Here is a 15,827-nt window from a genome sequence, read left to right on the forward strand (position 1 = left end):
CCCATTATGTCATTTGTTGCAGAAAAAGTGGTGATGGACGGATTAACTTTTGACGATGTTTTGTTAATCCCCGCTTACTCCGAAGTCCTTCCTCGTAATGTCGAGTTGTCGACGCAGTTTTCACGCAATATCCGATTAAATATTCCATTAGTTTCGGCAGCCATGGATACGGTAACCGAGGCGCAATTGGCTATTGCTATCGCTCGTGAAGGAGGAATTGGAGTCATTCATAAAAATATGAGTATCGAGGCTCAGGCCCGTCAAGTTCATGCTGTTAAACGAGCTGAGAATGGAATGATTTATGACCCTGTGACAATCAAGTGTGGGTCGACGGTGCGCGAAGCGTTGTCTATGATGAGTGAATACCATATAGGAGGGATTCCCGTAGTGGACGATAAAAATCTTTTGGTGGGTATTGTAACGAATCGGGACTTGCGTTTTGAACGCGATTTGGAAAGATTGGTAGACGAGGTAATGACCAAAGACAATTTAGTGACGACTTCACAATCCACCGATTTGCAACAGGCTGCGGATATTCTTCAAAGGCACAAGATAGAGAAGCTCCCGGTTGTCGATAAAGACGGCCATTTGGTAGGGTTGGTTACTTATAAGGATATAACGAAAGCCAAAGATAAACCGTTTGCTTGTAAAGATAAATTAGGTCGGCTGCGTGTGGCTGCGGGGGTCGGTGTTACGGCCGATTCGATGACTCGTGTGGATGCGTTGGTAGAAGCCGGAGTCGATGCTATCGTTATAGATACGGCGCATGGACATTCTAAGGGCGTAATCGGTGTATTGAAAGATATAAAAGCAAAATATCCAGATATCGATGTCGTTGTGGGAAATATTGCGACGGGTGAAGCCGCTAAATTTTTGGTGGAAGCCGGAGCCGACGGAGTGAAAGTAGGTATAGGCCCCGGTTCCATTTGTACGACCCGGGTGATTGCCGGTGTCGGGGTTCCTCAATTATCTGCCGTTTATGACGTGGCGAAAGCATTGAAAGGAACAGGCGTGCCATTGATTGCCGATGGTGGAATTCGTTATTCGGGTGATATTGTAAAAGCATTGGCTGCTGGGGCTTACTCGGTTATGTTGGGCGGTATGCTAGCTGGTGTTGAAGAATCGCCGGGAGAAACGATCATATTCAATGGACGTAAGTATAAGTCATATCGGGGTATGGGATCTCTCGAAGCGATGGAGAAAGGTTCGAAAGACCGTTATTTCCAAGCTAATGAGACTGATACTAAAAAATTGGTTCCCGAGGGAATTGCGGCTCGTGTTCCCTTTAAAGGATCTTTATATGAAGTAGTTTATCAGATGGTCGGCGGTTTGCGTGCCGGAATGGGATATTGTGGAGCTAAGGATATAGAGGCTTTACATGATGCTAAGTTTACTCGTATTACCAATGCTGGTGTAGCCGAAAGCCACCCTCATGATGTGTCGATAACCAGCGAGGCTCCGAATTATAGTAGAGGATAACTTTTCCGATAAGGAAGGTGGATTTTTATTTTTGGGAAGAATACACTATTTTAGTGATTACGATATAATTTTCTTATATTTGAAGCGTTAAAATAGTGTATTATTTTTGTTGATAACTCGGGACTATCAAGTCTCAATAAAATGTAGTGCATAACACAATGAAAAACAAATGGCTCTTAGCGGCTTTGCTTGCCGGAAATTCTTGGTTTGGAGGGGGGGCTACCGATGTCGACCCTGTTATTATGAGAGTGAATAATAAAGATATTCACAAATCGGAATTTGAGTATATCTATAATAAGAACAGCCAGCAACAAATCGATCATAAATCTCTCGATGAATACGTTACACTATTTAAGAACTACAAGTTGAAAGTCGCCGAGGCCGAAGCTATGGGGATTGATACGACTTCGGCATTTAAAAATGAATTGGCGGGGTATAGAGAAGAGTTGGCTAAACCCTATTTGATCGATGCTTCTGTTGATGACCGTTTGGCACATGAGGCTTATGACCGAATGAAAGAAGATGTGGAGGTAAGCCATATTCTCATAGGATTGAATGCTCGGACTCCTGAGGACCGAGCCGAGGCAAAGAAAAAAGCCGAATCGGTATTGGCTGAAATCAAGGCGGGTGAAGACTTTGGAATGTTGGCAGAGAAATTCAGTGAAGACGGATCGAGGCAGAATAAGGGATATTTAGGATTTATTAGAGGCGGACGTACGGTTTATCCTTTTGAAAAGGCTGCTTTCGCATTACAAGCGGGAGAAGTTTCCGATATAGTGGAAACCCAGTTCGGATATCACATTATAAAAGTACATAGTCGTCGTCCCAATCCGGGAGAGTTTCTATTTTCCCATATCATGATATTAGTGCCTCGTGGTGCTTCTGATGAAGTAAAAGCGCAGAAAGAATCCGAGATACGAGCCATTTATGAAGAATTGAAGTCGGGAGCCGATTTTGCTACGATGGCAAAGGAGCGGTCGGAAGATAAGGCTTCTGCCGTACGAGGTGGAGAATTACCGTGGGTGAGTAGTGGACAATTTGTAAAAGAGTTCGAGGATGCTGCATTTGCTCTTAAAAATAAAGGAGATATTACAGAGCCTGTATTATCTCCCTATGGCTGGCATATCATTAAGTTAATGGACCGGCGGGATATTAAGCCCTTTGAACAAATGCGCTCGGAGATTACGCGAATGATGGCACGAGACGAAAGAGGTAGCATGGCTCGTAATGCGATGGTGGCTAAATTGAAAAATGATTATGGTTTTTCTTTGGAAGAATCGCAGCGGGCGAAGTTGATGAAATTGGCTGGCGATTTAGGTAAAGTCGATTCTTCTTATATAGCGGCTATTCATAATGACCAAAGTGTTTTATTCTCATTTGAGAACCATTCATATACAGTGGCCGATTTTGCCTCGTTTTTGTCCAAAGGCCGAGATGTGACGGTCAATGCACCCGATTATATTTCGACTATGATTGGTTATATGGCCGATATGGAAATATTAGATTTCGAGAAGGCTCATTTGGAAGATAAGTATCCCGATTTTCGTAATTTGATGAATGAATATCGAGACGGCATGTTGCTGTTTGAAATTAGCAATAGGGAAGTTTGGGAAAAAGCATCGAAAGATACCGAGGGCTTGCAGAAGTTTTTCAAGAAAAATAGGAAAAAATACAAATGGGATAAACCTCATTATAAAGGATTTTTGATTCAATGCTGTGATGCGGCTACCGCCGATGGCATAAAGAACCGGATTAAAGAACTCGATGACGATTCTGTAATCGTCGTGTTGAATCGAGAGTTCAATACCGACTCTTTAACAAGAGTAAAAGTGGAACGAGGTTTGTTTGTTGAGGGAGATAATGAAAAAATTGACGAATTGGTATTTAAGGGAGCTCCGGTGAAAGCCGATGAGAAGTTGCCGATAGCTTTTGTGTTTGGTAAACTATTGAAGAAGATGCCGGAAGCGTATACCGATGTGAGAGGACAAGTAACGGCCGATTACCAAACTTACCTTGAAAAAGTTTGGGTGAAGAAACTCAATAAAAAATATCCGGTAGAAATCTATGAAGATGTCCTAAAAACAGTTAATAGGCCGTAGTTGCCATTATTTAGTCGTAATTTAGCGGATATTTATGTAGGTAATATAGATGTATAAAGTCTCGATAATAGTATTATGCGCAGCATTTTCGGCATGCCTTTTTTCGGCATGCCGAAGTGGGTTACAGAGCGATGAAAATTCATTGGTACAAGTGGGCGATGAAATACTATCGCGTCAAGAGCTTGCCGATGCCATGCCAGAGGGACTCTCTCGCGCTGATAGTACCGATTTTGCCGACAAGTATATCCGTCGATGGATTTGTGATGTATTACTATATCGAATGGCACAAAAGAATATTCCCGATATAGAACGTATTGATGCATTGGTTGAGAAATACCGACGAGATTTAGTCATATTCGAATATCGTAAGAGATTGGTTAATGAACGGGTGACGAAGTCTTTTGATGAACAAGAAATGCTGGATTATTATGAGCGAAACTCAGAAATGTTTCGTTTGCATGAAGCCATCTTGAAAGGGTTGTTTCTTAAAGTACCGGAGAATACGCCCAATCTTGGACAGTTGAAAAAATGGTATTGTTCTACAAATCCCGATGGAGTAGAAAAGATCGAGAAATATGCTTTGAAAAATGCGGTGATCTATGACTACTTTTATGACAAGTGGATACCGTTTGAAGAAATCGTCAATAATATTCCATACGAGTTTGGAGATGCTGAATCCTTTTTAAAGACACATCATAAGTTGGAATTTAATAAAAACGGATATTGGTATTTACTGAATATTACAGAATATCGTTTGCCGGGAGAAGAAATGCCTTATGATTTTGCTCGGGCTCAAATTCAGGAAATTTTGACAAATAGCAATCGGTTGAACTTTGATCGGGAGCTGGAAGAAAATCTGTATCGGGATGCCGAGAAGTCGGGTGATATAAAGTGGTTGTATAAAGGTGAGAAATCTATTGAAAAAGAGAGTATAAAATAATTGAATTATGTGTAAAGTTACTGATTGGCTTTTATTTTTCTTTATGGCGGTGTCTTTGCCGGCTTTTTCCGATGACAATGTTATCGATGAGGTTGTATGGATAATAGGAGATGAAGCTATTTATAAGTCTGAGGTTGAAGAGCAATATCGACAAATGCAATACGACGGACAACGTATTGATGGCGATCCTTATTGTGTAATACCCGAACAGCTTGCCGTGCAGAAACTTTTTCTGCATCAGGCGAAACTGGATACGATTACAGTTCCTGATGCTACTGTTTTTCAACAAGTAGAGGCTCGTATCAATTATCTGATCGCTAATATCGGGTCGAAGGAAAAAATGGAAGAATACTTTAAAAAGCCGGTAACCGAAATTCGTGAAGAGTTGGCGAATGTTATTCGTGATCAGGGAACCGTACAGGAAGTACAACGAAATTTGGTAAAAGATGTAAAAACCACACCGGCCGAGGTGCGTAAGTTTTATAATCAATTGCCGGCCGACAGTATTCCTTATATTCCCATGCAGGTAGAAGTCCAAATTATTACTTTGAATCCTAAGGTTCCGCAGCAGGAAATAGATAATGTGAAAGCTCGATTGCGTGATTTCAGCGAACAAGTAAATAAAGGCGAGCGAGATTTCTCTACTCTTGCGGTTCTTTATTCCGAAGATCGGGGATCTGCCATGATGGGGGGAGAAATGGGCTTCGTGAGCAAAAGCAATTTGGTGCCGGAGTTTGCCAATGTCGCGTTTAACTTGAATGACCCGAAGAAGGTTTCTAAAATTGTGGAGACCGAATATGGTTACCATATTATACAGTTGATAGAGAAGAGAGGCGACCGTATAAATGTTCGGCATATACTACTTCGTCCGCACGTTTCCGAGAAAGATATATCCGATGCTTTGGTTCGTCTCGATTCGTTGAGGGTAGATTTAATAGATAAGAAAATATCGTTCGATGAAATAACCCAATATGTTTCGCAAGACAAGGATACTCGCAATAACAAGGGACTTATGGTAAACCCTCAAACCGGAAATTCTAAGTTCGAAATGGGACAATTGCCCCAAGATGTGGCTAAGGTGGTTGCCGATTTGAAGGTGGGCGAAATTTCGAAACCGTTTGTCATGACCGACGAACGTAAAAATAAAGAGGTGGTTGCAATCGTAAAGCTGAAAAACAGAATAGATGGACATAAAGCCAATATGTCTGATGATTATCAAACCTTAAAAGCTATTGTAGAGGAAAAGAAGAAGACCGATATATTGAATGAGTGGTTGGCTAAGAAGCAAAGCGAGACATATATCCGCATAAAAGAAGGTTGGCGAAACTGCGAATTTAAGTATGACGGTTGGATAAAGAAATAAGATCGACGCCAATGGGGCATCAAAAAAGAATAAAAGATGAAAAGGGAAGGCATAAAATACTGGTCGGTATTTTATGCCTGCTTACTCTTGGTATGTGGGCGGCATCGGGCACTCCCGAAAAAAAACTTCCTAAACAGGACGATCCCGATAAAGTGTACTTGGTGAATAGTGACGAACTTACTTTCGATAAGGAGCAGAGTGCCGATTATCGAGTATTGAGGGGAAATGTTGTCTTTCGGAAAGATAGTATGTATATGTACTGCGACAGTGCATATTTTTATGAAAAAGACAACTCACTCGATGCATTTAGTAATGTTCGCATGGAGCAGGGCGATACTCTGTTTATTTATGGAGATGTGTTATATTATCGTGGAGATGAGCAGATAGCTCGACTGCGGAATAATGTGCGCATGGAAAACAGAGATGTAACTTTGTTTACCGATAGTTTGAATTATGAGATGATTCCGAATATCGGCTATTATTTCGATGGGGGCAAATTGGTTGATTCTCAGAATGAATTGACTTCTGTATATGGTCAATATTCCCCCGATACCAAACAGTCGGTCTTCAATTTCGATGTGCAGTTGGTGAATGAAAAATATACATTATATTCCGATACGCTCGAATATAATACGCAGACTAAGATTGCCGATATTGTGGGTCCTTCGACTATTGTGTCGGATAGTAATATCATTTATTCGTCGGCGGGTTGGTATAATACCGAAACTGATAAATCGATGCTTTTGGATCGTTCTTTGGTTACGTCGAAAGGACAGAGCCTTACGGGGGATACGATTTTTTACGATAGGCGATCGGGATTCGGAGAAGTGTTCGGTAATATGGTGCTCAACGACTCCATTCGTTCGTTGATTATGGAGGGACAATATGGTTTCTACAATGAAAGAACCGAGTATTCGTTTGCGACAGATTCGGCACGCTTATTGGAGTTTTCGCGAGGCGATACGTTGTATTTGCATGCCGATACTCTTAAATCTCACTTGGTATTGCCCGATTCCACCCGTCTTTTGCAGGCCTATCATGGTGTGAGATTTTTTAGGATAGATGCGCAGGGAGTTTGTGATTCTATGGAGTTTACGTCGGTAGATTCGCTTCTTCACATGTATAAACTCCCTATCATTTGGAATGAAAATTATCAGATAACCGGAGATACGATTCGTATACACATGAATGACAGTACGGTCGATTGGGCCTTGATTCCCGGGTCTGCTTTTGCTGCACAGCATAAAGATTCTGTTTTTTATGATCAAGTTTCCGGTAAGGAGTTGAAAGCATGGTTTGAGCAAGGGCAGTTGCGTCAAATAGATGTAAATGGCAATGCTCAAACGATTTTCTATCCTCAGGAACGGGATTCGACATTGACAGGGCTGAATAAAGCCGAAAGCGGATTTTTGAGAATGTACTTGAAAAATCAGCAGATGGAGAAGATAATTATTTGGCCTCAACCGCAGGGAAGCATGACTCCGTTGGACTTGATAAAGCCCGAGCAGCTATATTTACCGGCCTATAAATGGTATAGTGATTTGAGGCCGGTAAGCCCCGAAGACATATTTCGAAAACCAGAAGTGAAAATAGAAGTTGTTGAAGAGAAAAAACATCGCTTCAATCATTAAGATTTGGTCGAATTATGAGTGATATCATACATTTATTGCCCGATTCTGTGGCTAATCAAATTGCAGCTGGAGAAGTGATACAACGTCCGGCCTCGGTAATTAAAGAATTGGTGGAGAATGCTGTCGATGCGGGTGCTACGTCTATTCAGATTATTTTGAAAGATGCAGGACGTACTCTTATTCAGGTGATAGACGACGGCAAAGGAATGTCTCCGACCGATGCCCGGTTAGCCTTCGAACGTCATTCGACTTCTAAAATTCGTTCGGCCGACGATTTATTCTCGCTACGTACGATGGGGTTTCGAGGAGAAGCGTTGGCTTCTATCGCCGCTATTTCTCAGGTAGAGCTTCGTACGCGCAGAGTCGACGATGAGGTAGGCACTTGTATACGTATGTCGGCTTCCCAATGTGAAGGTCAGGAGGCGATTTCTACTCCTGTGGGGAGTAATTTTGCGGTAAAAAATATCTTTTTTAATGTGCCAGCACGACGTAAATTTCTTAAATCCAATCAGGTGGAATTGAGCAATATACTCAATGAGTTTGAGCGTATGGCATTGATTAATACTCAGATTAGTTTTATTCTCGTCCATAATGACTCGGAATTGTATAATTTGCCGGCTACCAATTTGAGGCAGCGTATTGTTGCACTTTTTGGTAAGAGTCTTAATCAGCAGTTACTTTCTTTGGGAACGGAAACGTCTTTGGTGAAGATTTCGGGTTATGTGGGGCGTCCCGAAGCTGCTCGCAAAAGAGGAGCATTACAATATTTTTTTGTAAATGGCCGGTATATGCGCCACCCATATTTTCATAAAGCGGTGACGATTTGTTACGAACATTTGATACCGGTCGGTGAAATGCCCAATTACTTTATCAATCTTACGGTCGATCCCGAGACGATTGATGTGAATATCCACCCGACTAAGACCGAAATAAAATTTGAGAACGAGCAGCCCATCTGGCAAATTCTTTCTGCCTCTGTAAAGGAAGCATTGGGAAAATTCAGTACGGCTCCCTCTATCGATTTCGATATGGAAGATGCACCGGAAATTCCAACATCGAAGCCGGGCACACATGTTCTTCCCCCTACGGTTCATGTGGATACGACGTATAACCCTTTTCGAGCAGGAGGTGGCGGTTCTTCTGTGAAGAGACCGAATTATGATTGGCAGCAGCTTTATAGCAGCTTTAACAATACAAAAGAAGGTTCGACCGTTCAGCCCGATTCAGACAACGATTTTCCGTCTAAATTGGATTTCTCTGATGGATATGTTTCTAATTTTTCTAGTGAAGGGGAACAATCGGTTTTTCCTGAGTTCGAGTCGAAACTGAATCAAAGCGGTAGGACTGTGTTGCAGTTGAAAGGGAAATACATTATGACTTCTTCGGCTGAGGGGTTAATGGTGATAGATCAACATCGGGCTCATGGCATAATTTTGTTTGAGCGTTTTATGGTGGGAATATCCTCTCGCGAAATGGCTTCGCAACGTGTTTTGTTCCCCGAAATCATGCAATTGACAGTCTCTCAATCAGAAACTTTACATGGAATCTGGGAAGAATTGATAGCACTTGGATTTGATTTAGCCGATATGGGGCAGAATAGCTATTCTATCAATGCGATACCGGCCGGTATAGAAGGGATAGATGTACGAGACCTTATTGGGCAAATGCTTGTAACTGCTTCGGAGAAAGAACATGATGCAAAGGCTTCGTTGCAAAAGCGTATGGCTTGGACTTTGGCCGAGGCTGCTGCTGTACCGGTGGGACAGTCTCTTTCTCAGGAAGAAATGTTGTCTATGGTCGATGATTTGTTATCTTTGAAAACACCGGCTTATACACCCGATGGCAAATCGGTTTTTATCATCGTTTCGTATGACGAGTTGCAGAAGCAGTTTAATTGATTGAGTTATGTTGATTTTGTTGTCTCCGGCAAAAACGATGGTAGGGAGTAGTAGAACTACTGTTCCTTTTGTTACCGTTCCGTTATATAAAAATGAGGCCGAGCATATAGCGATGGAAATGGCTGGTTATTCGGTCGAAGAACTGTCGGGTATGCTGGGGATAAATCGTAATTTGGCCTTGCAGACGAAAGAGAGATATAATGTATTTCATTCGCCCGACGTGTATGGATTACCGGCTCTTTTGGCCTATACCGGTATTGTCTTTCGTTACATTTCGCCGGCCGATTTTACCGAGGCCGATTTTGAATATGCCCAGAATCATCTGCGTATGGCATCGGCTTGTTACGGATTGACTCGGCCGCTCGATGTAATAAAACCCTACCGCATGGAATATGCTGTTGAATTGCCTTCGATGGGTATTCCTGTTTCGGAATATTGGAAGCCGCTTTTAACCGATAAATTGATTGACGATACAAAAGAGGCTGGTGGAATATTGGTCAATTTGGCAAGCCGTGAAATCCAGCAATCGTTCGATTGGTCTCGAATAAATAAAAGGGTACGAGTAATCACTCCCGAATTTAAAGTATATAAAGGCGACGGGTTTAAGACAATCGTGATATATGCGAAAATGATGAGAGGGGCGATGACTCGTTATATTCTAAAAAACAAAATATCTCACCCCGACGATATTTGTTCTTTCTCGGCAGAGGGCTTCCACTTCTCGCCTGAACATTCGAGCGAAAATAATCCTGTATTTGTCGTTTAATCAGCGTTGTTGTCTTGTTATATAAATAGTTCCGGTTCTTTTCTTGTTTCGCATTTTTCCTTGAAAGCCCGAATAGATAGAAATAATTTCAGTGGATTTATTTTTCTCGCATTTTGAGGACAGACGGCGATACATCTCATGCAAGAGATACATTTGCTTTCGTCCGTCATTCGGGGATTCTCTTGGGGAATAGCGTTGGTGGGGCATAATGCCGCGCATTTCCCGCACTGTGTGCATTTTTTACCGGCACGAGGTTTCAGGGGTACTCCGTTATATATTTTATAATCAGCATTTCCTTTCACTTGTATTTCTGTGAAACTCTCTCCATTTTTCAGTTGCACCAATTTAGTTTTGATTTGTTCTGAAAAATTCTTTAAGATCGTTTCATCGTCAGAATCCGGACGACCTTTGGCATAAACCCTCATGATAGAATGCTCGGCAATACAGGCGATACAAGCAACGGTTTGAAATCCGTTCGATTCCATCGTTGTTTTTAATTCAAGTAAAGCATCGTCGTAATCCCGATTCCCATAGACGACCACGAGTATAGCCGGGGTGTTATGCCCGGTTATACGTTTCAGTCGATCTATGGCTACGGAAGGAACTCTCCCTCCATACACAGGAACAGCTACTAATAGGGTGTCTTCCCCATTTAGCTCGTAAGAGTTCTGTTGCCGTGTATGGTCGGTAATATCTATTTCCGTAGCCTGAGGGTCTATCTCTTTGCCGATGATATAGGCAGCCTTTCGGGTTCCACCCGTCGGGCTGAAATAAACGATGTGCATTTTTTTATTGTTTGTTTCTACGCTCCTGAACAATGGCATCGAGAACAGCGACCGTCGTTAGGTTGACAATATCTCTCGTCGAGCTGGCAATATCGGTGAAGTGAATAGGCTTGTTCAATCCCATTTGTATCGGGCCGATAGACTCTGCCACACCCATTTCCAGCATCATTTTATAAGCCGAGTTCGCCGAACTTAAATTCGGGAAAACAATCGTATTTACTTCTCTCCCTTTCAGCTTGTTGAACGGGTACGATTTGTCTCGGAGTTTATTATTGAGGGCAAAGTTCATTTGCATTTCTCCGTCGATGATGATTTCGGGATATTGTTCGTGTAAAATTTTAATGGCTTCGTGTACTCTTAGGGGACTTCCTTGATTATCCGACCCGAAGTTAGAATAGGATACCATAGCGATAACAGGATCTTTGGCAAAAAACCTTACAGAGTCATAGGACAATTTTGCAATGTCGATTAATGTTTCGGTAGTCGGTTTCCGATTGATGAGTGTATCGGCAAGGAAATAAGTCCCGCACTTGGTGTTCATGATGTGCATAGCTCCGAAATGTTTGTATCCTTCGCGTATACCGATAACCTCTTTTGCAATCTGTATAGTCTCTGCATACTTGGAGTATGTGCCTGTGATGAAGGCGTCGGCTTCTCCGGCTTCGACCATCATCATACCGAAATAATTGCGGTCGAACATCTTTTCATGAGCTTCGGCGTAGGTCATGCCCTCGCGTTGTCTCTTTTCTGTAAGAAGCTGTGCGTAGCGGATACGGCGGTCTTCTTCGTTCGGATGCCTCAAATTGATAATTTGCATGCCCGATAAATCTACACCTATGGACTCTGCCAACTTTCCTATTAACTCATCGTTTCCTAATAAAATAGGTTTACAAATGCCCTCTTTCATTGCCGTAGAAGCTGCTTGTAACATATTGGCATGATTGGCTTCGGCAAACACGACACGTTTGGGCTCTTTGCGGGCCATTTCGGTAAATTCCCGTAACATCTTGTTGTCATATCCCATCAGCTTTTTCAGCCGGTCATTGTAGGCATCCCAGTCGGTGATGTGATGCTGGGCGACACCAGAGTCCATCGCTGCTTTGGCGACTGCGGGGGCTACTGCGGTCAATAGTCTGGGGTCGAGAGCTTTGGGGATAATATATTCGGGACCGAACGAAAGTCTCTTTATTCCATAGGCCGAGTTGACAACATCGGGTACAGGTTCTTTGGTTAGTTTGGCAATGGCATACGTAGCAGCCAGTTTCATCTCTTCGTTAATGGCGGTAGCGCGAACATCGAGAGCTCCTCTGAAAATGTAAGGGAATCCCAATACATTATTTATTTGGTTGGGATAGTCCGACCGACCGGTAGCGAATATCAAATCTTTGCGAGAAGCCATTGCTTTATCGTAAGATATTTCGGGATTAGGATTGGCCAATGCGAATACGATGGGCTTTTCATTCATGGATTGTACCATTTCTGTTGTCAAGACATCGGCCACGGAAAGTCCCAGAAAAATATCCGCTCCGCGCATGGCATCGGCTAAGGTCTTTATATCGGTTCGTTCGGTGGCGAATTGCTTTTTTGCCGGCGACAAATCGGTGCGGCTGGTGCTGATGACCCCTTTGCTGTCCACCATGACGATGTTCTCTTTTTTAATGCCCAATCCCATGTATAATTTCGTACAAGAGCTGGCTGCGGCTCCGGCGCCGTTAACGACGAGTTTCGCCTCTTCTATTTTTTTCCCTTGTATATCGAGAGCATTTAAAAGTCCGGCCCCGGAAATAATCGCTGTTCCGTGCTGATCGTCGTGCATAACGGGGATATTTAGTTCCTCTTTTAATCGGGTTTCTATTTCGAAACACTCGGGAGCTTTTATATCTTCCAAATTTATACCTCCGAAAGTGGGGGATATGGCTTTTACTGCGGCAATAAATTTGTCAGGGTCTTTTTCATTGACCTCAATATCGAATACGTCGATACCTGCGAATATCTTGAATAGCAAGCCTTTCCCTTCCATGACGGGCTTTCCGGCCAAAGCACCGATGTCGCCTAAACCCAATACAGCCGTCCCGTTGGAAATGACTGCTACTAAATTACCTTTGGCCGTGTATTCATACGCCTTTTCTGCATCTTGTTCTATTTCAAGACACGGTTCTGCTACTCCCGGAGTATAGGCTAGGGATAGGTCTCGTTGTGTACTATAAGGTTTGGTAGGAATTACTTCTATTTTTCCAGCTTTACCTTCACTGTGATATTTTAAGGCATCTTCTTTTGAAACTTTTGACATAAGTATACTATTTAGTGGTTTATCTGTTTAATTTGTATTCCTAAAAGTTAAATAACTTTTAATTTGTAAGCATATCGAGTACAAATGTAGCAAATTTATCTCATCTCTTATGTTAAGAAAAACATTTCTTTAAAAATAAAAGTTTTACAAGGGGAATCAGCTCTTTCGATATTCTTTGGGTGATAATCCGATTTGATGTTTAAAATATTTACTGAAAAAAGTTTGTGAGGGAAAGTTCAGTTCATTGCTGATTTGCTGAATCGTCATACTTGAATTTTTGAGTAATCTTTGAGCCTCCAAAATGACATACCTCTTTATCCATTCGCTAGCCGATATGCCGCTATTATTTTTTACGGTTGTAGATAAATATTTGGCTGTAATACATAGCTTGTCGGCATAGAAATTCAACTGTCTATATTTTTTGAAATTTTTTTCTACCAAATCTAAGAATTCGTAGGTAATATAGTCGGCTCTTGTCTTTTCGTTTTTTTTGTAAGAACTTATTTGTTTCCAAACTGTCGAATAGAAAAGTGCTACGGTAAGGTGTTGTATCGATTTTATTCGGAAAGGATTATCAGTATCGGCTATTATCTTTTTTATGTAAGCACAATAGTCCAATAATGCAGTTAAAGTTTCCTGAGATAAATGATGAGATATATTGTCCTGCCGGGGGAACCTTAATAATAAAATTTCATTTTTGGAATACGATGCGATATTGCTGGCGAAGTTTTTGGTAAAAGCAATGCAAATGATATAAAAATCTTCGCTGTTACTATCGTGTTGTAAAATTTGATTGGGATAAATGCTGATTACGCAAGGAGCTATTGCATTATACTCTATGGAATTTATTTTTCCTTTAACCCAACCTTTCAGGACAATACATAATGTGAATGCTTCTGCTTTGTAAGGATAGTTGAATTTTGATAAATCCGAGATATTATCTTTATTAATCTCTATCAAAGCGAACTCGTTATCGACATGTAAAACATGTTTGTAATGATTGAAGCTCTCGTTGGGAATATCGGTTATGTGAATGGTCATAAATATTTTTATTTTTTCGGAGCAAAAATAGTCTAATAGTCTTGTAAATAATCTTGAATGAGAAAAATAGACCTGAATAGGGGGATAAAAGGACTCATTTGTATGTAAAGATGGATTTATATTTGCAGCCGAAATAAAATCTCTGAAAGAGAATTTGTAATAGAATGAAGGATATAATTTTTATTTATTTTATTTTTTCATTCTTTCCAGCTATTATACAGAGTTTATGCCTAAATTTGTAGCATTCGAAATGTGTTTGAAAAATCCCTGTTTATAGGGGTTATAAAGGTTTTATGTAGGTATTGATTAAATTTATCAATAAGTTGTGTTTAATAATTTTTAATATAAAATTTTAACTCGACTTGGAATATCAACGTTGAAAATAATTTTTGTTGCTTATGAAATTGACTAAAAATTTTATTCAGCCTATCGCAGGTGCGATGCTTTGTATTTTTTTATTTTCCTGTGGAGGAAAAAATGCCCAGAATGGAGGCGGAATGGTTCGCGAATATGCCGTAATGACATTACAGCCCGATTCGATGGAGTGGTATAGCAATTACCCTGCTGCAATTAAGGGTAAGCGGGATATTGAGATACGTCCGAATGTTAGTGGCTTTATTACAGATTTGAGAGTCGATGAGGGGTCTGTCGTAAGAAAAGGTCAAGTTCTTTTCGTTATCGATACAGTCCCGTACAAAGCTGCATTGAAAGTCGCCGAGACTAATGTAGAGGTAGCGAAAGCCAGTACCGAAACCGCTCGCCTTACGGCAGAAAACAAACGGGAGTTGCAGAGACGAGACATCATCAGCGAATATGATTTGCAAATGGCCGAAAACTCTTATGCTTCGGCTAAGGCCCAGTTGGCTCAGGCGGAAGCCCAATTGGTAAATGCCCGTAATAACGATTCCTATACGAGAGTTATCAGTCCGCTCGATGGAGTAGTGGGAGAGATTCCTTTCCGTGTGGGGAGTTTGGTGTCGCCGTCTTCGGCCACTCCGCTTACCACTGTTTCGGATAATTCCGAGATGTATGTTTACTTTTCGATGACCGAGCGGCAAATTTTGGAATTGGTGGCACAATACGGTGCTGAGAATTTTTTGCAAAAACTTCCGACTGTATCGTTGAAACTTTCCGATGGTAGTATATACCCGTTGAAGGGGCGGATCGAAACGGTCAGTGGAATTATAGATACACAGACAGGCTCCTCGAATATGCGTGCTACTTTTGAAAATCCGAATAGGTTGTTGCGTAGCGGAGGTTCGGGAGTTATCATGATTCCTATGAAAAACGACCATGCTATTTTGGTTCCGCAAAAAGCTACTTACGAAATTCAAGATAAGAAATTTGTTTATGTTTTAAATGACGACTCTACGGTGACTTCTACCGAAATAACCATTGCATCGATCGACAACGGAAAAGAGTATATGGTAACTTCGGGATTGAAAGCCGGGGATCGTATCGTGACAGAAGGTGTCAATACTTTGAAGGACGGCATGACTATTAAGGCTGCCGGTTCGCAAAATAATCAATAACAA

11 protein-coding genes are annotated in these 15,827 nt (G+C 41.5%); 8 read left to right on the top strand and 3 right to left on the bottom strand.

The features are described 5' to 3' along the window. Positions 1-6: 6 nt before the first annotated feature. The 7 genes from guaB to QVD32_RS05040 all read left to right on the top strand — a co-directional run bounded on the left by guaB (position 7) and on the right by QVD32_RS05040 (position 10,176). Positions 7-1,479 (top strand): IMP dehydrogenase, encoded by a 1,473-nt coding sequence (guaB, locus tag QVD32_RS05010; RefSeq protein WP_021891394.1) that lies wholly within the window; start codon positions 7-9, stop codon positions 1,477-1,479. Between the two features lie 158 nt (positions 1,480-1,637). After that, the gene (locus QVD32_RS05015) at positions 1,638-3,578 is read left to right on the top strand and encodes a peptidylprolyl isomerase (RefSeq protein WP_021891393.1); all 1,941 of its coding nucleotides are present in this window, start codon (positions 1,638-1,640) and stop codon (positions 3,576-3,578) included. A 49-nt stretch (positions 3,579-3,627) separates the two neighbouring features. Next, a complete protein-coding gene (locus QVD32_RS05020; protein ID WP_021891392.1) occupies positions 3,628-4,518 on the top strand; it encodes a peptidylprolyl isomerase in 891 nt (296 codons plus the stop codon). A gap of 7 nt (positions 4,519-4,525) precedes the next feature. Next, positions 4,526-5,881: a peptidylprolyl isomerase gene (locus QVD32_RS05025; RefSeq protein WP_008861794.1), complete on the top strand. Its 1,356-nt coding sequence runs from the start codon at positions 4,526-4,528 to the stop codon at positions 5,879-5,881. Between the two features lie 92 nt (positions 5,882-5,973). Further along, positions 5,974-7,512, top strand: coding sequence for an OstA-like protein (locus QVD32_RS05030; RefSeq protein ID WP_394368546.1), 1,539 nt, complete (start codon positions 5,974-5,976; stop codon positions 7,510-7,512). Positions 7,513-7,526: 14 nt separating this feature from the next. Continuing rightward, a complete protein-coding gene (gene mutL, locus QVD32_RS05035; protein ID WP_118687234.1) occupies positions 7,527-9,410 on the top strand; it encodes a DNA mismatch repair endonuclease MutL in 1,884 nt (627 codons plus the stop codon). 7 nt (positions 9,411-9,417) lie between these two features. Further along, entirely contained in the window at positions 9,418-10,176 is a 759-nt protein-coding gene (locus QVD32_RS05040; protein ID WP_021891389.1) for a YaaA family protein, read from the top strand. Positions 10,177-10,193: 17 nt separating this feature from the next. Here QVD32_RS05040 and QVD32_RS05045 read toward each other — a convergent pair whose 3' ends face one another. The 3 genes from QVD32_RS05045 to QVD32_RS05055 form a co-directional block, all read right to left on the bottom strand. Next, entirely contained in the window at positions 10,194-10,961 is a 768-nt protein-coding gene (locus tag QVD32_RS05045) for an EFR1 family ferrodoxin (RefSeq protein WP_021891388.1), read from the bottom strand. 4 nt (positions 10,962-10,965) lie between these two features. Continuing rightward, entirely contained in the window at positions 10,966-13,251 is a 2,286-nt protein-coding gene (locus tag QVD32_RS05050; protein ID WP_021891387.1) for an NADP-dependent malic enzyme, read from the bottom strand. A gap of 156 nt (positions 13,252-13,407) precedes the next feature. Further along, a complete protein-coding gene (locus tag QVD32_RS05055; RefSeq protein ID WP_008861801.1) occupies positions 13,408-14,292 on the bottom strand; it encodes a helix-turn-helix domain-containing protein in 885 nt (294 codons plus the stop codon). A 398-nt stretch (positions 14,293-14,690) separates the two neighbouring features. On the opposite strand from QVD32_RS05055, the gene QVD32_RS05060 reads away from it, so the two are divergent. Next, positions 14,691-15,824 carry an efflux RND transporter periplasmic adaptor subunit gene (locus QVD32_RS05060; RefSeq protein ID WP_021891386.1) on the top strand — a complete coding sequence of 378 codons (1,134 nt, stop codon included), beginning with the start codon at positions 14,691-14,693 and terminating at the stop codon, positions 15,822-15,824. Positions 15,825-15,827 lie beyond the last annotated feature (3 nt).

The organism is Barnesiella sp. (assembly GCF_022723415.1).
Classification (GTDB): domain Bacteria; phylum Bacteroidota; class Bacteroidia; order Bacteroidales; family Barnesiellaceae; genus Barnesiella; species Barnesiella intestinihominis.